General features: G+C 33.5%; 24 protein-coding genes. 11 read left to right on the top strand and 13 right to left on the bottom strand.

From position 1 onward, the window contains the following. The first annotated feature begins 824 nt into the window (after window positions 1–824). Window positions 825–1394, top strand: a complete 570-nt coding sequence (locus RHO14_08340) for a hypothetical protein (protein WVD70363.1) — start codon at window positions 825–827, stop codon at window positions 1392–1394. Between the two features lie 342 nt (window positions 1395–1736). Here the strand turns inward: RHO14_08340 and RHO14_08335 are convergent, their stop codons facing one another. Next, a complete protein-coding gene (locus RHO14_08335) occupies window positions 1737–1925 on the bottom strand; it encodes a hypothetical protein (GenBank protein ID WVD70362.1) in 189 nt (62 codons plus the stop codon). Window positions 1926–2553: 628 nt separating this feature from the next. On the opposite strand from RHO14_08335, the gene RHO14_08330 reads away from it, so the two are divergent. After that, window positions 2554–3882, top strand: a complete 1329-nt coding sequence (locus RHO14_08330; protein WVD70361.1) for a mechanosensitive ion channel — start codon at window positions 2554–2556, stop codon at window positions 3880–3882. Window positions 3883–4007: 125 nt separating this feature from the next. On the opposite strand, the gene RHO14_08325 is transcribed toward RHO14_08330, so the two are convergent. From RHO14_08325 to lolB, 3 genes are all read right to left on the bottom strand, one after another. Beyond that, the gene (locus RHO14_08325; GenBank protein ID WVD70360.1) at window positions 4008–4748 is read right to left on the bottom strand and encodes a MipA/OmpV family protein; all 741 of its coding nucleotides are present in this window, start codon (window positions 4746–4748) and stop codon (window positions 4008–4010) included. 147 nt (window positions 4749–4895) lie between these two features. Further along, on the bottom strand, window positions 4896–5771 hold the full coding sequence (gene ispE / locus RHO14_08320; protein WVD70359.1) for a 4-(cytidine 5'-diphospho)-2-C-methyl-D-erythritol kinase: 876 nt from the start codon (window positions 5769–5771) through the stop codon (window positions 4896–4898). Between the two features lies 1 nt (window position 5772). After that, window positions 5773–6408, bottom strand: coding sequence for a lipoprotein insertase outer membrane protein LolB (gene lolB / locus RHO14_08315; GenBank protein WVD70358.1), 636 nt, complete (start codon window positions 6406–6408; stop codon window positions 5773–5775). 174 nt (window positions 6409–6582) lie between these two features. Between lolB and hemA the strand changes: the two genes are divergently transcribed. The 4 genes from hemA (at window position 6583) to kdsA (ending at window position 10749) form a co-directional block, all read left to right on the top strand. Then, window positions 6583–7866: a glutamyl-tRNA reductase gene (gene hemA / locus RHO14_08310; protein WVD70357.1), complete on the top strand. Its 1284-nt coding sequence runs from the start codon at window positions 6583–6585 to the stop codon at window positions 7864–7866. 81 nt (window positions 7867–7947) lie between these two features. Next, on the top strand, window positions 7948–9030 hold the full coding sequence (gene prfA, locus RHO14_08305) for a peptide chain release factor 1 (GenBank protein WVD70356.1): 1083 nt from the start codon (window positions 7948–7950) through the stop codon (window positions 9028–9030). After that, complete coding sequence (gene prmC, locus RHO14_08300) at window positions 9030–9866, top strand: peptide chain release factor N(5)-glutamine methyltransferase (GenBank protein WVD70355.1); 837 nt, start codon at window positions 9030–9032, stop codon at window positions 9864–9866. Before prfA ends, prmC begins: the two co-directional genes overlap by 1 nt. Window positions 9867–9894: 28 nt before the next feature. Next, complete coding sequence (gene kdsA, locus RHO14_08295) at window positions 9895–10749, top strand: 3-deoxy-8-phosphooctulonate synthase (protein WVD70354.1); 855 nt, start codon at window positions 9895–9897, stop codon at window positions 10747–10749. Window positions 10750–11753: 1004 nt separating this feature from the next. Here the strand turns inward: kdsA and rraB are convergent. Then, a complete protein-coding gene (gene rraB / locus RHO14_08290) occupies window positions 11754–12158 on the bottom strand; it encodes a ribonuclease E inhibitor RraB (protein ID WVD70353.1) in 405 nt (134 codons plus the stop codon). 178 nt (window positions 12159–12336) lie between these two features. Between rraB and RHO14_08285 the strand changes: the two genes are divergently transcribed. The 3 genes from RHO14_08285 to rluB all read left to right on the top strand — a co-directional run bounded on the left by RHO14_08285 (window position 12337) and on the right by rluB (window position 14769). Beyond that, complete coding sequence (locus RHO14_08285) at window positions 12337–13185, top strand: PHP domain-containing protein (protein ID WVD70352.1); 849 nt, start codon at window positions 12337–12339, stop codon at window positions 13183–13185. Between the two features lie 28 nt (window positions 13186–13213). Beyond that, window positions 13214–13834, top strand: a complete 621-nt coding sequence (locus RHO14_08280; protein ID WVD70351.1) for an L-threonylcarbamoyladenylate synthase — start codon at window positions 13214–13216, stop codon at window positions 13832–13834. A 74-nt stretch (window positions 13835–13908) separates the two neighbouring features. Beyond that, on the top strand, window positions 13909–14769 hold the full coding sequence (gene rluB, locus RHO14_08275; protein WVD70350.1) for a 23S rRNA pseudouridine(2605) synthase RluB: 861 nt from the start codon (window positions 13909–13911) through the stop codon (window positions 14767–14769). 70 nt (window positions 14770–14839) lie between these two features. Here rluB and RHO14_08270 read toward each other — a convergent pair whose 3' ends face one another. Continuing rightward, entirely contained in the window at window positions 14840–15328 is a 489-nt protein-coding gene (locus RHO14_08270) for a PACE efflux transporter (GenBank protein WVD70349.1), read from the bottom strand. Between the two features lie 343 nt (window positions 15329–15671). Here RHO14_08270 and RHO14_08265 point away from each other — a divergent pair, with 343 nt between their 5' ends. After that, complete coding sequence (locus RHO14_08265) at window positions 15672–15881, top strand: cold-shock protein (GenBank protein ID WVD70348.1); 210 nt, start codon at window positions 15672–15674, stop codon at window positions 15879–15881. 141 nt (window positions 15882–16022) lie between these two features. On the opposite strand, the gene RHO14_08260 is transcribed toward RHO14_08265, so the two are convergent. The 7 genes from RHO14_08260 to RHO14_08230 form a co-directional block, all read right to left on the bottom strand. Then, window positions 16023–17171, bottom strand: coding sequence for a hypothetical protein (locus RHO14_08260; protein ID WVD70347.1), 1149 nt, complete (start codon window positions 17169–17171; stop codon window positions 16023–16025). A gap of 21 nt (window positions 17172–17192) precedes the next feature. After that, window positions 17193–17837 carry a fimbria/pilus periplasmic chaperone gene (locus RHO14_08255; GenBank protein ID WVD70346.1) on the bottom strand — a complete coding sequence of 215 codons (645 nt, stop codon included), beginning with the start codon at window positions 17835–17837 and terminating at the stop codon, window positions 17193–17195. After that, window positions 17830–18336, bottom strand: a complete 507-nt coding sequence (locus RHO14_08250) for a fimbrial protein (GenBank protein ID WVD70345.1) — start codon at window positions 18334–18336, stop codon at window positions 17830–17832. Before RHO14_08250 ends, RHO14_08255 begins: the two co-directional genes overlap by 8 nt. Next, window positions 18329–18874, bottom strand: a complete 546-nt coding sequence (locus tag RHO14_08245; GenBank protein WVD70344.1) for a fimbrial protein — start codon at window positions 18872–18874, stop codon at window positions 18329–18331. The genes RHO14_08250 and RHO14_08245 overlap by 8 nt, the downstream gene beginning before the upstream one ends. A gap of 15 nt (window positions 18875–18889) precedes the next feature. Then, window positions 18890–21388: a fimbria/pilus outer membrane usher protein gene (locus RHO14_08240; GenBank protein ID WVD70343.1), complete on the bottom strand. Its 2499-nt coding sequence runs from the start codon at window positions 21386–21388 to the stop codon at window positions 18890–18892. A gap of 201 nt (window positions 21389–21589) precedes the next feature. Further along, a complete protein-coding gene (locus tag RHO14_08235; GenBank protein ID WVD70342.1) occupies window positions 21590–22273 on the bottom strand; it encodes a fimbria/pilus periplasmic chaperone in 684 nt (227 codons plus the stop codon). Window positions 22274–22387: 114 nt separating this feature from the next. Continuing rightward, window positions 22388–22942: a fimbrial protein gene (locus RHO14_08230; protein WVD70341.1), complete on the bottom strand. Its 555-nt coding sequence runs from the start codon at window positions 22940–22942 to the stop codon at window positions 22388–22390. Between the two features lie 627 nt (window positions 22943–23569). Here RHO14_08230 and RHO14_08225 point away from each other — a divergent pair. Continuing rightward, entirely contained in the window at window positions 23570–24742 is a 1173-nt protein-coding gene (locus RHO14_08225) for an alpha/beta hydrolase-fold protein (protein WVD70340.1), read from the top strand. Window positions 24743–25041: the final 299 nt, after the last annotated feature.

The raw sequence follows: 25041 nt of genomic DNA, 5'->3' as shown, positions 1-25041 counted from the left end.
GATTAATGAACGAAGATAAACCATACAGTGCGATAAAGTGGTTAATTAATAAAATAGTTGTATAATTGGTAACAAATTAATGTCGTGAGCTATTAATATGTTTGATTGGTCAGTACCTGAATTAATCTTTATTATGTTTCTTCTTGGCCCTGCATATTTTTGGTATGTTTATGTTGTTGTTCTGTTTATTTCTATAATGCTAATAAGGCACAATAAGAAAAAGGAAAATATAAAAAATAAAATATTCTTTTTTCTTGGGTGGTTTTTAACTATATTTACGATTATCAATTGCATTTGTACTGGCCTATTTATATTGTCATGGGTTCATAGATAATATTTTTTCACACTCAATTTCTATTAAAATTTTCCGTGTTTATTCTACATAAAATAGATAAATATATAAGGTGAAATTTAGAGTTTAATGAATATGGATATTGGATAAAAGCAGAAAAACAGGTGATAATGGAGCGGTTACTGATCTCATAAGAGAAATTAAATATCGGTAAATAAAATACCTGCCATATAAGCCTGACCAAGTGTTGGGCTTTTTTAGATCCAAAATTTGAGTAAGGCGATCTTTTTAACCAAACCTGCATATAGATAATTCCATTCGGCTTATTCAATCTAGGTGTGTCATTTTAGTTAAGCTATTGTTTTATTTTTTAGTTTATTGATGTTAAAAGATTTGTTTTAAATAAAATAATGCGATACCACGTAAATTCAAATTGACAAAATAATGATATAGCTGTATATTTATACAGCATTAAGAGGCCGCTTAATTCACCAATCTAATCCAATAAATATAATAAAAAAGGAATTAAAATATGTATTATTCAGACAAACCTGCCAATATTATTGCAACAAATAGCATGTTTATTTTAAATGAGCATTATGATGGAAAAACAATTCAAGTGGGAGGTACGATCTCTTTTCCTGATACACCTGAGGCATCATTTAATGATGGTAGATATAACACTTACCTCTATTTAAAAACCTTTGAGGAAGATGGTCAAGGTAACTATAATGGAAAAAATAAATATGTAAAAATAGTTATTAAACCAACTCAAAAAGTATTTATTAGTGAGTATGGCAAGTCTTTAATGAGAGTTAATGACATGGGAGAAATTACGAGCAAAGACACTGCATGCACTATTTCTATTGTTAATGTTAATGACTTTTCTATGGATGATGAATTTTGTGACCAATCATATAACAAACGTCTCCTTCGTAAAGTCTATAGTTGTTATTTTGATAATGAGCGCGGCTTTTATGGTGATTCAGCAAGTTATATTATGAGAGCTTTTAATGACAAAGCAATTAAAGATTTTAATATAGAAGTTGTCGATGATATTGATCTTCATATACTGTACATGGCTGAACATTACAAAGAATAAAATAACATAATATTTAGCTATATTACAATTCCAAATAAAGCATTCCTAGTGAATGCTTTTCTAGATTTAACCTAATTTAGCAAAGCCAGACAAACAATCAGACTAACCTTCAAATAAGCGCTGGTATGCTAACTCCTTTTAACTAATCGCTTCTAATAGCAGGCTTTATGTTTTCTGTGTGTAAAAATGAGCCCTAAGAAGCTAGCTTTTGAACGACTAAGTTATATCTAAAAGTTAAAATGAAAATAGATAGAGTAGAAATCAATTTTGTGCAATCTAAATTAATCACTATCAGCATCAGTTTTTAGCGATATACTTAAGATACTCTTTATTTATTCTATTTTACCTAACGCCCGGAAAGCTATTTACTTTTTGAATGGTAAAATCAGGAAATGAATTAACGACTTTAACCTTATAGTCGGGAAATGAATCAACAATTTTTATTTTGCCATAAATTTTAGCTACATCGACATTTGCGATAGCAATAACAGGAACAAAAACAAGCAATAATATTGAGATATATTTTTTCATTGTAACTAAGCCTTGTCAGTTTTATTCATTATACAACACAATATCAGTGATTATTATCTAACATTAAAAATAATAATAGCCGACGAAAATCACTTTTTAAAAGTATTAGAGTGTCTATAAATTTATTGAGCAAAGTCTCGATTTCTTCTTTTTAAGGCATTTCGCTATTCAGCGTAAATTTTACGGATGGAAATACAGAAAAAAAGCGAGCTATAAAATAGCTCGCTAAAGCAATGAAGAGATGAAAGAATAAAAAAATCATTGCACTTTATTATTTTCAATTTCAACATTTTTGTCAATTTTATTTTTGTTTAAAAATTGTAAAATCACACAAAAAAGAGTATTTGTATTTAAAAGTGTTATTTTGATGTATGTTTATTCACTATTTGATCATTTATTATGATGTTTGGTTTTTTACTATCTGTTCCTGCTTATTTTGATAAGTCATAGGGTATAAATACTTAATCGAAAAGAATACGTCATCAGTGCAACATCGGTATTGAGTATTTATGATAACTATCTTTTTCTACTTTTATATCAAGACTAATATAGCCATTTGATTCTTATTTACTTTTATTATCTATTATACAATACTATATATAAATTATATTTGAATAGGGTATTTGTTATGCAAGTAGTCGAACATGATTTTTTGGAATTTTCATTGATAATACAGAGTTTTATCAAATGGCTTGATATTCCTCATGTATGGCAAGATTTTGCTTTTATGACGATATCCATCATTGTGTTATTAATATTTAGTTATATTTTTCAAAAAGTTACGCATAGTGTTTGTCGATTTTTATTAATTAAAGCTAACGACAAGTTACACTCTGCTTTCTTTAAATATATGCTGCAATATCACTTTTTACATCATGTTATTTGGCTTGTAAATATTGGCTTGATCCAATCACTCGTGCCACTAGTATTCTTCGGCTACCCCAATTCGATTTTAGTGATGCAAGCAATATTAAGTATTTATATCGTGTTTATTATAATGAATGTGATAATGTCTTTTATACAAACAGTGACAAAATTACTAGCCCAAAAACGTAATTTTAGTAACATTCCTTTTGATGGCTATTTGCAAGTTATTCGCATCATTCTTATTTGTATTGCTTGCTTACTGATTTTTTCGATATTAACTCATCGTTCTTTAGTTTCTGTTATGACAGCGCTTGGCGCTGCTTCCGCTATTTTAATCTTATTATTTAAAGATACCGTTATGGGATTTGTTGGTAGTGTACAAATCACGATGAACAACCTTGTACATGAAGGTGATTGGATAACCGTATCACAATATGGCGCAGATGGCATTGTTAAAGAAATTTCATTAACGACAATCAAAATTTTAAATTACGATAACACATTAACGACAGTTCCCACTTATTCACTTGCTGCGGGATCTTTTCAAAATTGGCGGGCAATGCAGGAATCAGGCAATAGGCGATTTATTCGTAATCTTTCGATTATATCCCATGATATTCGTTTTTTAAGTGCTGATGAGCTTGAGAATTTTAAAAAGGTTGGTGGATTAGATGATTATATTACTAAAATGAGCCATGAATACCAAAAACGTAATGATGCACTCAGTGTTGATAAAAGCATTTCGATTAATCTGCATCAACTGACTAACTGCGATCTTTTTATGGAGTACGCACGGTGGTATTTAACTAATCACCCTAAAATAAATAGTACGACCACGCAATTAGTACGGCAAGTTGGGATCACTGACGAAGGTGTGCAATTACAAATTTATGCTTTTACTAATACTTGTGTTTGGGCTGAATATGAAGCTATTTTAGCCGAAGTGATGGGGCATTTATTATCATCTATTTCTTATTTTGGTCTACATCATTACGCGGCAACAGCCGCTAGTGATAGCTTAGATGTGAATCTTAATATGCAGCAAGAGCCGCCAAAAGCGGTGACGAATAAGGAACCAGCCATCAAATAAAAGCCTTCCCCGTTAAAGCTCATTACCTAACGGGGAATTTGATTGTGTTGAGTGGAAGCTTGTTAACTACTTTGATTTATTTAAATCAATTAGCATCTATGCTACATGCAGCAAACTTAGCACTACTAAAAATAATAGAGCAAACCCGCACTTAGTGTACTTATATTGGTTCGATTAACAATTGGGCTTGATTTTACTTCATGGCTAAGTAAATTATAATCATATTCAAACACCGCAGACCAAGCCTGATTAAACTTATAAACGGAAGTTAATGTGATATAAGGCGTAATACTACTGCTTGGCTGATAGCTTGCAAAGCCACTTCGCATAGATTCGTTATTACTAACGCCATAATAATAACGATTATGTTTATGATTGTACCATGTTGCGCCAATTTGAGGGATCAGGGCTAATTGTTCGCTAAGTTGTAAATAGCCCGCATATTCGACATCAATTGACATACTTTGACTATTATTTAAAGTATCAACTAACGCTTCAGCCGAAAATTGCCCGTAGGGTGTAATGATTGAATAGGCAAGTCCGCTTAAAAGTGTCGCTTTACGGCGCTCAAGCTGCTTCATGCGTGAGTCATCATTATCCGAGGGTTTAAGTTCAAATGATTGGTATTCAAAGGCTAAATCGAATTGTTGATTATCATTTTGCCAAAGATGAATACCGCCAGAAGTACCAGACATAAATAGATACTGAGAATCATAATCAATGAGGGGTAACAGCGAAAACTGCCTTTTTTCGCCAATATAAGGTGATTGTTCCCATGAACCACTTAGTCCGATCCCAATATTATGTTCAGCAGCGAAAGCGCTAGAAGATAATAATAAGCTCGCTATTGGTATTATTTTTTTCATATTATGTCTCTTTATGGCAAATTTTAAACCACTAAATAATCGATTGGTTTCAAAACGTGAGCTAGTATAAATGTTTAACAAAAAATGCATAGTACAAATAAAATGATTTCGTTAAAAAGTTGTTGTAAGGTATCATTATAGTGAAAATTAATGCATTTTTTGACTTAGTGGTGAATGATTAATTCCTTTAGCAATAAAACTCTCTACACTACTAGCATCTAAATGCTGATTTAAATATTGCTCTAGAGCTAAAGCTTGCTCTTTACTATCACATTCACAAAAAATACATGATCCTGTGCCCGTTAGCCGAGTAGGGTGCTTAACTGATAATAGCTTAATTAAATATTCTATTTGCGGATAAAGCTGACAAACTACGGGTTCACAGTCATTAGCAAAAGGCTTTGCAAGTAGCTGTGTTATATTTTTTATTGCGCTATCACGTTTTAATTTAGGGTGAGTAAAGATTGAGGCAGTTGATATAGCAACATCGGGTTTAATAATTAAGTACCAATTTTCAATCGGTTTTATAGCCTGTAATTTATCACCGATCCCTTCTGCAAAGGCACTATGACCAAAAATAAATACCGCTACATCAGCGCCAAGCTTACTTCCAATTGCCATTAACTGTTGTTTTGATAATGCTAATTGCCAAATATGATTTAAGGCAACTAATGTGGTTGCAGCGTTAGATGAACCACCACCTAAACCACCGCCCATTGGCAGTTTTTTATCAATTGCAATGTCAATACCATAGATCTGGGGTAATACAAGCCCTTGCTTCTTAGCATACTCGAGTAGTAAATTGGCTGATTTAATAATTAAATTATCATCATGTTTGACATCTTTAACATCGGTTATTAAGTGAATTTGATTATCAATGCGTGGTTTAAAGTAAAGATAATCGCAATAATCAATAAATTGGAAAAGGGTTTGTAAATTGTGGTAACCGTCAGCCCTAAGGCCTGTAATATATAAAAATAAATTGAGTTTAGCCGGTGACGGCCAGCATGCAGCATCTTGCATATTAGTTAAGTTTCCAGTTATTAATGGTCATTTTTAATTTATTATTTTTATTAACAAGTTCAATACTTGCAGGCAGATAGATGGTGTTATTTGCAAGTGGGTAGCTGTTATACTTATTGATTGTTAATAACCATTTTTGATCATCTTGCGGTAAGGTTGTTTTTATTAGATGACCTTGTGCATCAAACTTATCTGTTGCCAAATTATTAGACATGCCTTTAAACCAATTATGCAGAGACTTAAATGGAATATTCATGCCAGTGAGCTTTGTCATTAGGCGTTCAACATTCTCATCAGTATATTTTTTACCATCTCTATCCGTTAATTCGGCTAGGTAAGGTGTTACGGTTAGTGAAAAAATTGAGGTACCTACTGGCGTAGTCAATTTAAGTTGGTATTGATTGTCTGAAATTTGATTAATAAAAAATCGGCCGTAATATTTCGAGCGATCGGTAACATAAGACAAACTACCGATTGCTTGATAAGCCGTTAAGTTAGATAATTGTTGTTGATGTTTTTCATTCGCAGTTTGCTGGCTTTTTTGATTAAGCCCAAACCCAGTGTTACTACAGGCTGTTATTAACGTAACAATAAGAAATAAAACAATAATGTTATAAAATTTAACCAATAAATGCATTTGAAAGGCACCACAACAAAGATATGATGGGATTATTATAACCAATACTCATGGCTAATGGAATCGATTGTATTTCATTGTTTTAAGCTATTAACTTTTTTTGCTTTATTGTGTATAATTGCCTGCAATAACATATTGTTAATATTATTAGTAAAAATAAAGAAATAATTGAGCATGTCTATCGCAATTCTTGGTATTAACCATAAAACAGCACCTGTCGCATTGCGGGAAAAAATCGCATTTTCTCCTGACACTATCGATAAAGCGCTATATAGCTTACATCAACACCCTTTACTTGGTGGCTGTGTTATTTTGTCTACCTGCAATCGGACTGAAATCTATGTTGGCTTTGAGCATCAATCTGATTTGGTTCGCATTAAAGCTTCCGTTGAGCAGTGGCTATGCCAATATCATCATATTACATTGAGTGATTATCAAGATTGCCTTTATTGGTATGATGGTAAAGCTGCGGCGGAGCATTTAATGAAAGTTGCCAGTGGGATTGATTCAATGATTCTTGGTGAGCCACAAATACTTGGGCAAGTGAAGCAAGCTTATAGCTATTCACAACAAAATAAATGTTTATCTAGTGAGCTGGAAAAATTATTTCAACGTATTTTTCACGTTGCCAAACGAGTTAGAACCGAAACCGATATCGGATCCAACTCCGCCTCCGTTGCTTATTCGGCTTGCCTTATTGCTCGGCAATTATTCCAATGTGCGGCTAATTTAAATGTCATGCTAGTTGGCGCAGGTGAAACGATAGAACTGATTGCTCGTTACCTTAAACCACATGGTTTTAATAAAATCATTGTCGCTAATCGAACTCGAGAAAAAGCATTAAAACTTGCTAATTTAATGGACGCCGAGATTATCGCTCTGCCTGATATTCCCATTCGATTAAAAGATGTGGATATCGTTATTAGTTCTACCGCAAGTCCACTGCCTATTATCGGTAAGGGAATGGTCGAAAGGTCAATCTCTTTACGTAAGGCAAAATCGGCTGCAAGTAAAATGTTATTTATCGACTTAGCTGTACCAAGAGATATTGAGGGTGAAATTGCTGAATTAACTGACGTTCACCTATTTACTATTGATGATTTGCAAAAAACGGTACAGTCTAATCTTGAGCAGCGAGCTATTGCCGCTAAAGAGGCTGAATATATCATAGAAGAAGAAGCCGAAATATTTATGCAGTGGTTACGTTCACGCAATGCAATTGATTTAATTAAGCAGTATCGTGAACAAGCAGAAATCATTAAGCTTGAACTAATGGATAAAGCTATCTTAGCCATTAAACAAGGCGGTGATGTTGACGATATTTTAACTAAATTTTCCTATCAGCTTACTAATCGACTTATTCATGCTCCCACTCAAACACTACTTCATGCTGCAACTAAAGACTGCTGTGATTGTCTAAAAGTATTGAGTGACGGTCTTGGTCTTAAAGAACATTAGCTTAAGTTAATGTTCTTAACATTTGCATGTAATTATTTTTAATAAAAAAATCAATAGATTAAAAAAAGGCGCCCCCTTTATATGAAACCATCCATTATTGCTAAACTAGAAGTACTAACTGAACGATTTGAAGAAGTTCAGGCACTCTTGTCAGATCCTAGTGTCATTTCTGATCAAGATCGTTTTCGTTCATTATCTAAAGAATATTCTCAATTAACCGACGTGGTTAAATGTTTTGAGCAGTGGAAGACGACACAAGATGATATTGAAACAGCTAAAATGATGCTATCTGATCCTGAAATGGGCGAAATGGCACAAGAAGAGCTCGATGAAGCTAAATCTAAGATCGAACAACAAGAAAATCAACTACAGTTACTATTACTGCCTAAAGATCCAAATGATGAATATAATTGTTTCTTAGAAATCAGAGCAGGGACTGGTGGTGATGAAGCTGCGATATTTGCCGGTAACCTAGCTAGAATGTATACCAAGTATGCTGAAACAAAGCGCTGGCGCACTGAAATCTTAAGCTGTAATGATGGTGAACACGGCGGTTATAAAGAGGTTATATTACTAGTTAGCGGTGATAATGTTTATGGTAATATGAAATTTGAATCAGGTGGACACCGAGTACAGCGCGTACCAGAAACAGAATCACAAGGGCGTATACATACTTCAGCTTGTACTATTGCCGTATTACCTGAAGTTCCCCAGGCCGATCTTCCTGAAATTAGCCCAGCTGATTTACGTATTGATACCTTTCGATCATCAGGTGCAGGTGGACAACATGTTAATACCACGGATTCGGCTATTCGTATAACACATATTCCAACAGGCATTGTGGTAGAGTGTCAAGATGAGCGCTCACAACATAAGAATAAAGCTAAAGCAATGTCAGTATTAGCGGCTCGTATTCAAGATGCCGAAAGACAAAAGCGGCAACAAGAAGAAGCTTCAACGAGACGTAACTTATTAGGTTCAGGCGATCGCTCAGATCGAATTAGAACCTATAATTATCCCCAAGGCCGAGTGACTGATCATCGTATTAACTTAACTATTTACCGTTTAGATGAAGTTATGGAAGGTAAGCTCGAAATGCTAATTGACCCTATTGTACAAGAATACCAAGCAGATCAGTTAGCCGCGTTATCGGATCAAGAGTAATGACCTATTTAGACTGGCTAAAGCAAGCAACACTACGATTAAATGGTGGCGATAGCCCACGGCGTGATGCGGAAATTTTATTAGGATTTGTAACGGGGCGAACGCGTACCTTTTTAATGGCCTTTTGTGAAACAGTTTTAACGCAATCTGAGTTAGCGCAGTTAGATACATTTTTAAGTCGTCGCCATGCAGGTGAACCGATCGCTTACATTACTGGCGTAAAAGAGTTTTGGTCGCTTAACTTTAATGTTTCCCCCTCAACTTTGATACCAAGGCCAGATACCGAAAAACTCGTTGAGCTAGCATTAGAGTGCTTACCTGAAACCCCATGTGAGGTGTTAGATTTAGGTACTGGCACTGGCGCAATTGCAATTGCGATGGCAACGGAAAGGCCTGATTGCCTTTTTACTGCCGTCGATAAAAGTGAAGAAGCCTTAATGCTTGCCCAAACTAATGCAAGGCAAATTGGGGCCAATAATGTTTACTTTTTGCAAGGTAATTGGTATAAACCAACTAGAGGGCGAAAGTTTTCAATGATAACAAGTAATCCGCCTTATATTGATCCTACCGATGTTCATTTATCACAAGGTGATGTTCGTTATGAACCTCGTAGTGCATTAGTCTCTGAGGATGACGGTTTTGCGGATATTAAATTAATTGTGCAAGGTGCAACAAGGCACCTTAATCAATATGGTTGGTTATTAATTGAGCATGGTTGGAAACAAGGCGAGGCGGTGCAAACGATTTTTAAGCAGCGTGGTTTTCAATTGGTAAGAACCTATACTGATTATAGTGGTAATGAACGTGTAACTGTCGGGCGATGGTTTAAACCATAATTTTGAATACAACTAGTAGGAAAAGAATATGAAACAAAAAATTGTTAAAATTGGTAATATTTCGGTTGCAAATGATCTTCCTTTTGTACTTTTTGGTGGTATGAATGTCCTTGAGTCAAGAGATTTAGCCATGAAAATTTGCGAGCATTATGTCAAAGTCACTGAAAAATTAAACATTCCTTACGTTTTCAAAGCCTCGTTTGATAAAGCTAATCGTTCATCTGTTCACTCTTACCGCGGTCCTGGCCTTGAAGAGGGTATGAAAATCTTTCAGGAATTAAAAACGCAATTTGGTATTAAAATTATTACCGATGTTCATAATGAAGAGCAATGTAAACCTGTTGCTGAGGTTGTTGACGTCATTCAATTACCCGCTTTTTTAGCAAGGCAAACAGACTTAGTTGTCGCGATGGCTAAAACCGGCGCAGTTATTAATGTAAAAAAACCACAATTTGTAAGCCCTGGCCAAATGGGCAATATCGTTGAAAAATTTGAAGAAGCGGGCAACGATCAAATTATTCTTTGTGACCGTGGTAGCTGCTTTGGTTATGATAATTTAGTAGTTGATATGCTGGGCTTTAATGTTATGAAAACGGTTAGCAAAGGCTCACCAGTGATTTTTGATGTAACACATGCGTTACAGTGTCGTGATCCTATGGGCGCGGCGTCAGGTGGACGCAGAGGTCAAGTGACAGAGCTCGCTCGCTCAGGTATGGCAATTGGTATCGCAGGTTTATTCATCGAGTCACATCCAGATCCAGCACATGCAAAATGTGATGGCCCTTCAGCGCTACCGTTAGATAAGTTAGAGCCATTTTTAAAACAGATGAAAGCCGTTGATGATTTAGTTAAACATTTTGAAGATATTGATACAGAAAACTAAATATTAATTGATAGCTAGTCACACCTTAATTCTCAGTAAGTTTATCAATCTACTGTAAACTTGCTGAGATTTATTCTTAATAAATCACATCATAATATAATTTTTTTAAAATAAATTATCATGTTAGCAAGTAAGTAAAACTAACCCTACATTTCTTTTTTTAACTAAAACCACATAATAACTGCTATATTCGTTTTTATAATTAAGCTAAATTATTATTGCAGCATCACTGATACCGCCTTTCGCATTTTAAATATTAGATTATCTATTTATTGTTTTATTTACTTTATATCATCAAAAAAATAAGCTAAGAATTCATCATTAGTAAATGATACCTAATGATTGAATATCAATATTTTGATTTGGTAGTCATAATATTCAAAAAGAGTAAATCTATCATCAAGCCCACAAAGCCAAATTAATAACAAAATCAAATTCAAAAGGGATGTTCGGTCACTCATTAGCTTCAAATTCAATGAGTACTATTGTGTTATTTGCTTTGCTATTATGCGAATTTATTTGTGCATTCGTATTAAAGTAATATTTAATTTAAGAATTGCGCTTGTTAAGGGATTGTTTTATATCAATAAAATACATGTAAACTTAATTGATAATTTTTTTATGTAGCAGGATTGGCGAAAATTTATCTAAATTTTAGATTAAAGTCGTATGTAGTTCACCAATGTGATTGAGTTCATGTAGAGATGAAAGGTTAAGGAATTGTAATGGTATCGCTTCATATAATAGATAGAAAGAATGGTTCAAAACAAGATATAAATAGTTTAAATGTTCAACTCAATGGTCCTAAAATCAGAGCGACTCGCTCAAACCTGATAGATAACTATAAAAAACAGATAACTATCAGATTCGATTTAAACTCGTACACATTAACCAAATCCAAAATATAGCTGCTATTAATATCAGCTATATTTCGATAAACTAAGGCTTGTTATCAATAATTATTTAAACGCTTAGATATATTCATTTCGATTTTACTAGGACAATTAGTGAAATGTTTCTTTGATAGTTTCATCATCTTCAAATTCATCATCGTCATCTTCGCCGTCTTCAAAATAGGTTCCCCAACCATCATAATTAACGCTAAACTTATTGGTTAGTTCGATTAATTGGGCGATTTGGGCGTTAATAACCTCTCCATCTAATGGGATCTCAGCAATAACATCACAGCAAACAAGCTCTTGCTCATTTTCATCATCCATGTCTTCAGGGTCAGTAACTTCATAACCTAGTTTAAATGCTTCAACAGCCACTTTTTCAAGTGTATCAAAATCAGTTGCAGATATGTGGTGTTCAATTAAATAGAGCGCATCAGGATCACTACCATCATTTAACAGTTCTTCAATAATAGAATAAGTATCTTGTTGGGCTAGCTCGATTTGTTTTTTCATAGTAAACCTATATGACAATAATATATAATGAGAAATAACGAATTTGTGTGGTATATTACACGTTTCTTTTATAAAGAATAATCTTTTATTAAGTTTAGTGTGCTGTTAAGTTAATATTTTCGTTATTATTTTGTTGTAATAGCTAATTATAGTGTAAAAAAGAGATGTATTCCATTTAATGACTAGCCAATCATATTGTTATGATCTTCATTCTCATTCAACTGCTTCTGACGGTATTTTTTCTCCTGCCGATTTGATGCAAAGAGCCATCGATAATCAGGTTAACGTCTTAGCATTAACTGATCATGACACAATAAAAGGGCTCTTAGCTGCTCATCAATATATTAAGCAACACAGTTTACCGCTACATTTAGTTAATGGCGTTGAAATTTCAACTTGTTGGAAAAATTCTGAAATTCACATTGTTGGGCTTAATATTGATGTAACAAGTAAGCCATTAAATATGTTATTAGATGCACAAGAAAATCAACGCATTGAACGGGCTAAAGAGATTGCTTATAAGCTTAAAAAAGTGAGTATTGATAATGCATATGAGCAAGCACAAATTTATGCTAAAGGGGACATTGTTTCGCGCGCGCATTTTGCCCGTTTTTTAATTGATAAAGGCTATGCAAAAGATATGAAGCGGGCATTTAAAAAATATCTAGGTAAATCAGGTTATGCTTATGTTGCGCCAAAATGGACAACAATAGAAGAGGCAATTTGTGTTATTCACCAAGCTAAAGGGCAAGCGGTTTTAGCTCATCCCTCACGCTATGACCTCACATTAAGCAAAATGCGTACCTTGATCGGTTATTTTAAACAACATGGCGGCGATGCAATCGAAGTATCACAAAGTAGACAAACTGTTGATGAGCTTAATATATTAGCGAAATGTGCTCGTGATTTTGATTTATTGGCTTCACAAGGTTCTGATTTTCATGATGCAATGAACTATTTAGATCTTGGCAAAACCCAGCCGTTACCGGAAAATGTGGTTCCAATTTGGCATAACTGGTCTTTATAAAATTAATTCAATGGGAAATCGTTAAATTATGGCTCAAATGTTTTATATTCATCCTGATAACCCGCAAACTAGGTTATTAGAACAGGTTGTTAAAATATTAAAAAATCAAGGTGTTATCGCTTTTCCAACGGACTCAGGTTATTCCATTGGCTGTCTGCTTGATAATAAGCAGGGCTTAGAACGGGTTTGTAAAATTAGAAATCTCGATAAAAATCATAACTTTACTTTAATGTGCCGTGATTTATCCGAGCTTTCGGCGTATGCACATGTTGATAATACGACATTTCGCTTATTAAAAAATAATACGCCAGGACGCTATGTTTTTCTTTTAGCTGCAAGCAAAGAAGTACCGAGACGTTTAATGAACGAAAAGCGTAAAACAATTGGACTTAGGATCCCAGATAATAAAATTGATTTAAGTTTGCTTGAACTTCTTGGCGAGCCATTAATGACATCGACCTTAATTTTACCAAATGATGATTTTGCCCAATCGGATCCCGAAGAGATCGAAGAAAAAATAGGCCATCAACTTGATGCTATCATTCATGGTGGTTATATTGGTGAGCAGCCAACAACAATTGTTGATTTAACTAATGACTATCCCGATATTATTCGCAGTGGTAGTGGTGATACGACACCTTTTAAATAAATTTTGTTAAAGCTGTATCAAATAGCTTTATATTGATTATTAACTAATGATACCTGTGAAGGTAACGAGGAAAAATGAAAAAACCTAACGATAATACTGAAAAACTACAAAAAGTACTGGCTAATTTTGGTCATGGTTCACGCCGAGAAATTGAGGCAATGATTGTTGCTAAAAAAATCAGTGTCGATGGTAAGATTGCAACTTTAGGCGATAGAATCGATATTCGCAATCAACCCAAAATCCGTATTAATGGTAATGTAATAACGGTTCGACCAAAAGACAAAGACGTTTGTCGAGTACTTGCTTACTATAAGCCAGAAGGCGAAATCTGCTCGAAAACTGATCCTAACGGCAGAGCAACGGTATTTACTAATTTACCGAAAGTTAAAAATTCTCGCTGGATCAATATTGGTCGTCTTGATATCAATACTTCAGGATTATTGCTATTTACAACAGATGGCGAACTGGCTAACCGCTTGATGCATCCGCGTAATGAAGTTGAGCGTGAATATGTTGTACGCGTTTTTGGGCAAGTAACCGATGCTCAAATTTTTCAACTTAAAAAAGGTATCCAGCTTGAAGATGGTCCCGCTGCATTTAAATCGATTAAGTCTCAAGGTGGAGAAGGATTAAACAAATGGTTTAATGTCACTATTACAGAAGGGCGTAATCGAGAAGTAAGGCGTATGTGGGAAGCAGTAGGGGTGCAAGTAAGCCGATTATTACGCGTACGCTATGGTAATATCTCGTTACCTAAATGGCTATCAAGAGGTACTTGGACAGAGCTTGATCTCAATGCTGTTAACTATTTACGTGAGCTTGTTCATTTATCAACTGAAGAAAAAAGTTTTTTAAGTGTTGAACAGCAAAAAAGTAAGCCGAAAAGAATCCAAGCGAAGCGCCCGATTGTTAACTTAAAATCAAATAAACGCTAGTTATTAGTCATATTTAACCAGCATTAGCTGGTTAAATATTATCGTGAGTTACCACTATTCTTCACTGTTTCTAATGGTTTTTATTATTAATTGAGTGAGTAGGGCTTACAAGTCGTTTCGTTAATAACCACCCTCGGGCTAGATCATAAATATAAGTATAAACCATGGTATAAATTAAAAAGAAAATGAGGAAAAATGCCTCCATAAAGAACGCTTCTTTAAGACCAATTTGCTTGTAAAACATAATAAATGTTAAAGCAAAAATAGAAAAAACAGCCTCAAATCCAAATCCGTGTAATATCCTATCTTTAGCTGATTTTATAATGTTGCCTTGCTTTTTAATCAAATAGCGATCAAATAAATGATTGAATATCATATTCCAAAATAGCGCGATAAATGAAAGCATAACACTTAAAAAGAACGTATCTATAGCGTTGTAGTCACTTATTATTTTTAATAAAATAGAGGCGAGTACAGAGCCGATAATTTCATACAAAATAGCACTAAATATTAATTCTAATTTTTTTTTGGGTTGGTTTTGTAAATTTGTGAATGTCATATATACAATTAATTTCTTTTATAATTAACTGAAGTATAGCATGACTAACGAAAAATTTAATTAACAAACCAATTATATCATTTATTCAACACATTAATTAATATAGAGATTAAAAAGACAACGGGTTTTATTGAAAATAAAGCTTGTATTATTCTCTCAATTATGAGTTAATAGACGTAGCAGATAATTGCATTAACACAATATTTAGAATACCTAGTTTTTAGTCAAAAATAATTCCTTTCTTGTTTTATATCTATTTTCTTAATTTTTTAATTCTGTAATGTAAAAATCTAGCACATGTGCGCCTTATGGCTGTAATTAATTTATTAAGAGATATATTGAAATGACAAAGAAAACAGGTTTAGTTAAATGGTTTAATGAAAGTAAAGGTTTTGGTTTTATCACTCCTGATGATGGAAGCAAAGATTTATTTGTTCATTTTTCATCACTTATTGGTGATGGATTTAAGACCTTATATGAAGGTCAAAAAGTTGAATTTTCTATTGGTGATGGCCCTAAAGGACCAGCAGCAAATAATGTAACGGTTATATAATTTGAAAAAATATTATTTTCTTGTTAAACGCAAGAATAAAAAAACTAAAGATATGATGAAATTTTAATCGTTAAATCAATAGTTTTTGCAGAAATAAAAAGCCTCACAATTGTGAGGCTTTTTATTTTATTATAGTAATTATTATTGATAAGAATATGTAATTCCTATTAGCGAGTTTGCTGTTCCTTTCGATATTTCTTCACCGGTTGGTGCATAACTAAAGTTTAATGAATATATTAACGGAATACTCGAACCATAAGCACTTGTCGTTTTTATCAGCGCTCTATCTACCGTCGTATCACCAGAAGGGAACGCTGCTGAAATATCGGGGCCAAAACGTAATTTTTTTGAACTAAAGCTTACACTATAGCCAACCCCTTTAGCGGTAGAATCAGCAGTCAATTTAGATATATATGAAACATTTGTTTGATCGGTTAAATCAACTAAGGAAAGCCAGACTTGAACGTTTGGGTCGCATTTTAATGAGAACCCTTGGCTAACCGTTCCAACAGTGCTACCACTGGTCTTAGCCGCTTCTAAATCTGCAAGGGATATCGGTTCCATCTTAACAATATCCGTTTTTTTATCAGGTACACAGCTTGTTACTACCCGATTTGTGTTTAGTGGCGTCATTATTATATGATTTATTTCTCTTATGTGATCTTTAGTGTCACGGCAGTTATAGTCCATTAAAAGAGTTTCATTTGGCACAGGATATAGCTTTTCATCACCAGCGGGAACGCGATCTGTGCCTTTATAAATATAAAATCCGTGGTCGACCCTTACTCCGCCTGTTGTTGATGTGTTATTTGTCATTTTACGCTGAGCATCGGGCATGTTGCCTTGCCAAACGGTTGTTGTTTGATAATAAATACTGGCTTGCTTAATACCTGTTGAAGGCATATTTTCTCCGCCATTAAAATTACTTGTTGAATACCAAGGTGCAATTTTATAAGCAGGTATATTAGTTTCAAATAAATAAAGCATCCCCCACCCAACGCCGCTACTAAAAGACATGTTTGAGTAAGTTACTCTAGGGATCATTTCAATCCTTCCCAAATCATATGAGAAGTCTGTAGCGGTTGCATTACATAAATAGTGTGCATTGGAGCCTGAATTATAAACCAATGATTGATATAGTTGTGCATCTGCTGCGCCGGTATAATACAATGTATCGTTAATAGAACGAATTATTTTGTTGTCTTCTTTAATTATAAGCGGCCCATCGGCACTAGCAACAAAAGAGCTTAATAGTAATGATATGGCAAGACTATAGGTGATTTTTTTCATAATAATACCAATAAAATAAGGTTATAAAGTTGAACGATTTATTGTTTGTATAATAGACTCATCATCATCAATAATCGATATCCATAAATTACATTGTGAATTTTGACAAATTGATATTGGCATGAGTTCATTTGGTGAAATAGTTTTCTTAATAAATGAACGGTTATCTTTAGTTAAACTAATCATTAACGATAGCACAAAATCAGTACTATTTTCTAAATAAAATTGATTATTCGCTTTTTTAATTAATTTTAGCTTGTCAAAATTTACATTTTTTAATGGCTCATGCCTATAAATTAAATGTAAGTTTGATCTTATTGCGAGTGATACTGTGCTATTGCTCATCATCGGCGACTTAGGTATTGTTGCAATTGACAATTTACAAAGATGATCTTGATTATTCTTTTCTATCTTTGACGGAATTATAGTAACAATATTTTTGGTATTTTTAGGTAAAATAAAAAGTGGCGGTGAAACAATAAACTCGTCATTAGTGTTACAAGTAATACTTGTTTTAATCAAAAAATCACCTTCATCATCATTTTGTAAACGAATATTGAGATGCTTTGTCTTATCGTTAACAATAAAACGCGTACCTAAAACGGTCACGCCAGCGATGCTATAAAATGATAATAGCACCGTTATCATTATGAATAATCTAGTCATAAACAATTTCAAATGATGCAATGCCATTAAATTTACCGGCTGATGCATCATTACTCGTTTTAATAAATGCTGCACTAAAATTTAAGTTAGTTTGTGCATTCTCTGAATCAATTTTAAAGTCACTCCAATTATCTTGCATATCTAATGGTTGATTTAGTGAATTATATACCACAATAGAATAACCAGTCGCATTTCCCTCAGCGACCTGATTTTCAATATAACTTGATGTACTATTCGTGGTAGTTAATCTGACATGTGCGTTATCCGTGCCTAATGGGCAGTCCTTAAGGACAATCGAGAATGGGGTACGCTGAAAAGGCTCCCCAAGCACGGTGCCTTTACCATTTGCTATACTCATATCAACAGTAATATCGTTATTGATAATAGTACATGATTTTTCAACTACTTTAGCAATTATATATATAGGCACTTGCGCAGCTAAATGATAAGAGATTGAAAGCATGCAAAAAGAAGTAAAATATAAAATATATTTAATCATAATTAAAATCCAAATAAACCACGGCTGATGCATCACCTACCGTGACTAACTCTTTTGTCGACTTATACCTTAGGAAGAAATTAAAATCATAGTTTGTTTCATCTTTAAATACAACATTGGTAAGTACATACGACTGACCAAGCTTAATTTGGCTATTCTTTGAATCAAGGATCTCTACCGCTAATCCTTCTGCTACCTTTACAAGGCCTGTATTTGGATTTCCGCCAATAACTTTAAGTAAATCAGGGTTATCAGAGTCTTCTTGACCCGTAAATTGATAAGTAATATGATCTATTGATTGTGAACAGCCTTCTAAACCCACAGTCACCGCTTGAGACGCACTCACGTCGCCGATTTTTTTGAAATCAGTCTGATTAAAGTCATCAAAATATACATTTTTTTCTTTATCTTTTACGATGACGTTACAGGTTTGGGTAACGACTTTACCGTTTATCGTGACTTCTGTATCGGTAGCATAAGATGAAAAACTAAATATAATTAAAACGGGCATAAGATCTACTAAATATTTTTTTGCCATTTTATATTACCTTTATTATAAGCATGATATTGTTCGTTTATTAATCATATTAGGAATGAAATTATCACCATAATTGACTTTAAATGAGCAAGTTGTATTTTTATCCAATTGGATATTAAATGATGCATTATCTTCTACGCCAGTTAGAAATACCGTACCATCATCATTAGTGATAGACGTAGATTTATTTGTAACGTTTGTAACTAATGCACCAAATGGTATTTGTTTACCTTGATAGTCTAAAGTTATAAGGAAATTATATCCATTTAATACCTCAAAAGTAACCTTGGTAATAGCCCCTTGTGTTGGCACTGTTTTTAAAACTTTGTTTTGAATATCAAAAGAATCTGAGAATGTTCCTGGATCTAATTCCACTTCATTATAACGATATGGCTGAATATAAGGAACCAAAGCATAACCATCTTTACCAATGACAATGTTATCACCTGAGCGAGTAATTCTTGCACCAGCAGCGCCTTTCGCTTCGACTAAAACCGCGGTATCATTGATTTCTCTTGAGAAAACAACACCACCACTATGGGCAAGCATACTACCCGATATACCATAATTTACTTGTGTAGTATCAGATGTTTGTGATGCGCCGATATTTAATTTAGCAACATCAGCTGAATAGGCTGCATTAACATTAGTTGTACCAGACCCGCCATGATTAGACAAACTTTCGCTAACTCCATAACTAAGTTTATTATCAAATGCATTACCATATAAATTGGTATTGTTATTAACATCATGACTTGATGTATTATAAGTAGTGCTATTGGACGCATACATGGTGTAACTATTTGATCGACTTGATAGCGGCATGCTTAATGATAAATAGATAGAGTTATTTTTTTGATTAGCGTATTTATAGTTGTTATATGTCGCATTTAATGACAAGCCATTTAATATATCAAAGGTTTTACTCCAACCAAATTGCAAGTTGGTACTACTAGCTGCGCCCCAATAATCAGTTTTTGTTCCCCACACATACACTTGCCCATAATTTCCTAAATTTTGGGAAAAATTAACTTGGAAAGTATTTTTTCGTCTACCATATAAGTAACGATTGATATATTGCCCTGTTACACTATCAAAAGACGTGCTTTTTGAAGAGGCTTCCGCGAAAGAATAATAACCGGCAGTTGAGTAGCGATAACCCATTAATTGGAAACTCGTTCCAGACGTTAAAAAGTTTTTAGAATAAAGTAATCGATATGATTGCCCTGATTCGTAAGTATCATCATCAAGATGAGCTTGTGATGAAATTATATCAATTGACATTGCTCCAAAATAACCAAAATCATGAGCTAAACCAAAACCAAAGGCTTTATATTTAGATGATAATTGGGCACCCATATAAGCGGTAGTCCCCTTTGGTAAACCATAGGTGAACGAGCCTTGAATAAAGCCCCTGTCAAATGTTTGATTATTGTCTAATTTCCCAATCGCAAAGGAGTAGTCAAAATTACCATCTGTTAGTAAGTTAGATACCGTTGCATAGGGCACGGTGTACGTTGTTGATATTCCATTCGCGGCGGTCACCTCAACTTCATAGTCACCACTTGAACCAACTGGGTTTAAGTCAGTAATGTTATAAGGACCCGGGTCTACGTAAGTTTGATAAATGATTGAACCATTTTGCCTAATGGTAATTTTAGAGCGCGAATCAACAATACCACGAATAGGCGGTGAATAGCCTTTTTCACTGTCAGCAAGCATATCACCGGCACGTGATAAACCAATACCAACATAAGATAATGAATCAAATAAATTTGAACCTAGGGAAGTTTGCCCTATAATTAAATTACTTTTTATTGGCGTAATCGCTCTAGATAAAAAGATACTATTAGTCCGAAATTCATTTTCACTATTTGAACCCGACTTATTTTCACTCCAATATCCACTGCCATAAAGGCGCCATGGCCCTAAATTGATTTTATTATTAATATTTAGAAAATAAGATTGATAGTCACTGCTATCTTTATTTTTAGAATAAGAACCTGAAAAATTATAATTCATTAAATAGCTTGTAATACCATCATCCCAATCTTTTTCAGGTGCTAAGGTTGAATAAGAGGCAGACAAAAAGATTTGTGGAATTGATAGTCTTAATGAGGACGTAGTTAAATCTACCTTATAACTACTATTAGGTAGGCTTGACGAAATATTAATACATTCATCAGCTGATTTATTTTCTATATCTAGTTTTTTAAGTGCGACCTTATTAAAGGGGAGAGACTGAATAATCTCTTTTGTAAGACAAGGTAATACTTTTTGAGTATTGGTATCTTGATAAAATTTTATGGATATATTTTGTATAAAAGTTTCACCAACATATAAATCTAAAAAATAATCACCAGGAGTAAATTCATTCCCTTGGTTTAAATAAGTTAAGTCAGCAATAGATGCAATATCCGAGCCTAGAAATAAAGGGTTAAAATAATCCTGAGCAAAAGATATGCCTGACTGGAAACAAGCCGTTACAACTAAAATCTTTTTTATTGTTGACATATTTTTTCATCATCTTTAATTAATTATTATTACTATTATTACTAATTTATTATTATATTATGTATTAATACTATTTATTGTATTTTTGTTATTTTTGTCGGTATATTATTACTTTTTTAACGGTTTTATTATTATGCTATTGGCAATAACCAATATTTAACTAAAAATAGTTACAATAGTGGTTATTGCGAGGTTTCATACTTATAACGCACAAGAATTATCTTTTATTTGTGCACCATAATCACTAATCATATTAAAAATTAATGCATTCCCTTTTTCTGTCGTTTTAACTTGTGCTGAGTCCATTGGCGGGATCATTACTGCATTTGATACTTCTTTATTGTTAACTCTTAACGTTACGAGATTCATATAAAAAGGTGTTGGGTTTTCAATTTTTATTTGATTATTTTGATAACTGCATTTCAATTTTTTATAAGATTCCATCGCCTCTTCAACAGTTAAATTACTAGGGCGCATAAATAATTTAATTTTTGATGTGGTAGAAATAAGTAATGCACTTTGATTACTATTTAAATCAGCGGTTGACGGTATTACTTTTGAGTAAAGGTAGAATAATGATTCTCTGTCTTTTGGTAAATTATCTTTATTGCCAGTAAAAACGACTCTAAGTACGTTATTGGTATCAGCTTTGATTACAAATAATGGCGGCGTGATAATAAAATCATTGGTTTTTTTATCTACACTGTTAGTAACCCAAGACTGAACAAGGTAATTTCGTTTTTCATCGGAGTTATAAACTTTAAGTGTTACTTGATTTGCACTAATAGGATAGATAATTCTTGTCGCTCCTAGTGATACACCACCTGCATAAGCAACTTGACATAAAAAAATAGATAGAAATACAGCGATAAATTTTTTTAACATAACAACACCATTTACTAGAAGTGCAAGCTCAATTAAGAGCTTGTTATACAATAAACATTACCTTCAAAAAAAGAAGGTAATGTTTTTTACATATTACAGATGACTCAATTATAATTAGTTATAATTTAATTGGAAATCAGCAGTAGAGGTAACAGGTCCAGAAGTAACGCCTACTGAAGTTGAAACGTAGTCAACAGAATAACGAAGTACGTTAGTACCAGTAACCATAGTTTTTGCACCAGCTTCTTTTGTACCTAAAGTGATTTTATCACCATCTTGTCCATAAAGTTGTAATGCTACATTTTTAGCTGCGCCAGCACCTGGGTTATTGTTACCTAAGTATGCTGAGTTAGTTGTATCATTTTGACCACTAAATGTCACACCTACAGTTTTGTAAGTTTCGATGCTACAGTCTTTTAAAGTAATAGTAAATTCAGTTTTAGCGTTAGCTACTTGATTTGCCGCAGTAAATGTTGATGCTTTAACAGATGGTAATTTAACAACTTTATCGTTGTCACCAGCTTCGATACTACAAGCTCCATCAATGATTTCACCATTAAAAGTGATTTGACCACCATTAACTTTTAACTCTGGAACTGGATCAGCTGCAAATGCAGTTGAAGATAAAAATGCGCTAGCAACAAGTGCAGATAAAACTAACTTTTTCATATTGGATCCTTATTTTTTTATAAAATTTTCATCATAAAGTAAGTAAAACCATATCGGAATATCACTTACTGCGCGGAGTATATATCCTTTTTTAGCAAATCGCAAAACTTTTTAAGGTAAAGTCACGTGAAATTCGTTTAATTAATCGAAAAGATATTGAAAAACATTAACTTAAAGATGTAAATGAGCATAAAAATATTTAATATTTAATAATTTTGCAGAAATAGTACTAATTAATGGTTGTAAAAAAAACTATTTTAGTATTTTTATTGATCTTAATTTGTTGTTTATACATAAAAATACTGACGTTGATTTTATTGTGATTAATTATCTGATTTTATTTAAGTTTATTTTAATGATTACTCACAAGCAGGTTGTCCTAATTAAACGCACATTATTTAGTGAGCTCATAAAATAAAGTGCAATATTGAAAAATAGAAAAACAAAACGTAGAATCAAAATACAACAGTGATGTTACTTTTTTACTAATTAAATTATTACTTAAATTTAATGACATTAATCGAATTCTGAAATTATTTAATGTTACTTATACTTTATATATAAAATTATTATTGTGTAGCCGTTATTTTAAATGAAGTCTAACGTCATCTTATGAGGTAATTAATAATGAAAATAAAACCTGTTTGTTTATCAATAATCTTTTTTTTAGTGCCACAAATGCCAATAATCGCTTCAGAACTTCCATTTGAACCGGATTCATCTAAATCTGTAAATAATTTTATAACCAATGTAAATAAAGATCGAAGTATCACATTTCGTTTATTTGCCCCTACAGCTAAAAGTGTCACTGTAATAACCGGAGCAACGCCAGAAAGTTTAGTTGCAAATAAAATGACAAAAGATTCGAGCGGTACTTGGTCATGGACAAGCAACGTTATGGCTCCTAATTTGTATGAGTATTATTTTAATATTGATGGTTTTCGCTCAATAGACACCGGTAGCCGCTTTCAAAAACCTCAACGGCAAGTCAATACAAGCTTGATATTGGTTCCAGGTAGCCTACTAGATGATAACGCAGTTGCACATGGCGACTTAAAGGCTATCACATATCATTCAAAGGCGCTGAAATCAGAGCGAAAAATATATGTATGGACGCCGCCCGAAGATACAAATATCACTAAAAAATTGCCAGTTCTTTATTTTTATCATGGCTTTGGTGATACGGGGCTTTCTGCTATCGAGCAGGGCAGAATTCCACAAATTATGGATAATCTTCTGGCTGAAGGTAAAATAAAACCGATGATTATTGTGATCCCTGATACAGAGACTGATACTCCAGAGGCAATACCTGAAAATTTTCCACCTAAAGATAGACGAAAAGAATTCTTTCCGCTAAATGCTAAATTAGCAAATGATGAATTAATCACCGACATTATCCCGATGATGAGTCAGCGATATAATGTTCGTGATGATGCTAATGGCCGCGCTATAGCTGGTTTATCGCAAGGTGGATACCAAGCTTTATATTCGGGGATTAATAATCTTGATCTTTTTGCCTGGGTTGCAACTTTTAGCGGTGTATCAACTGCTACGGTTCCTAATAAAGGTGTACAAACAAAATTAGATACACCTAACGACATTAACAATCGTTTACGTAATTTTACCGTTACAGTGGGTAGCAGTGATTCGATCACCGGCGAAGACGTTTCTCTTTTAAAATCTGAATTACAAACAAAAGGGATTCATTTTGATTATATTGAGTACCCAGGACTAGGCCATGAAATGGATGTCTGGCGACCATCATATATTGAGTTTGTGCAGAAAATTTTTAATGAATAAATTAACATAAAATTCGATAGGGTATATAAAGTAGGGGAGACTTAATTAGGCAGTATTAATGGTGCCCCCTACAGGATTATTCGCGACATCCTATCGCTCACCCTTTGGGGTCAACGCTAAAGCATTGTTCAAATTTTTTCCATAAAAATTTGTGTCGAACCCAAGGTTCGAATCCAGTGCAACATAGAATATAAGTGTTGTTTGAATGAGTGGACGAAATTAAATGGTGTCCCCTACAGGATTATTCGCGACATCCTATCGCTCACCCTTTGGGGTCAACGCTAAAGCATTGTTCAAAT

Source organism: Orbaceae bacterium lpD04 (genome assembly GCA_036251935.1).
Lineage (GTDB): Bacteria > Pseudomonadota > Gammaproteobacteria > Enterobacterales > Orbaceae > Orbus > Orbus wheelerorum.
Note: the sequence above shows the minus strand (reverse complement) of the source record. Positions and strands in the feature narration are given on the sequence as shown.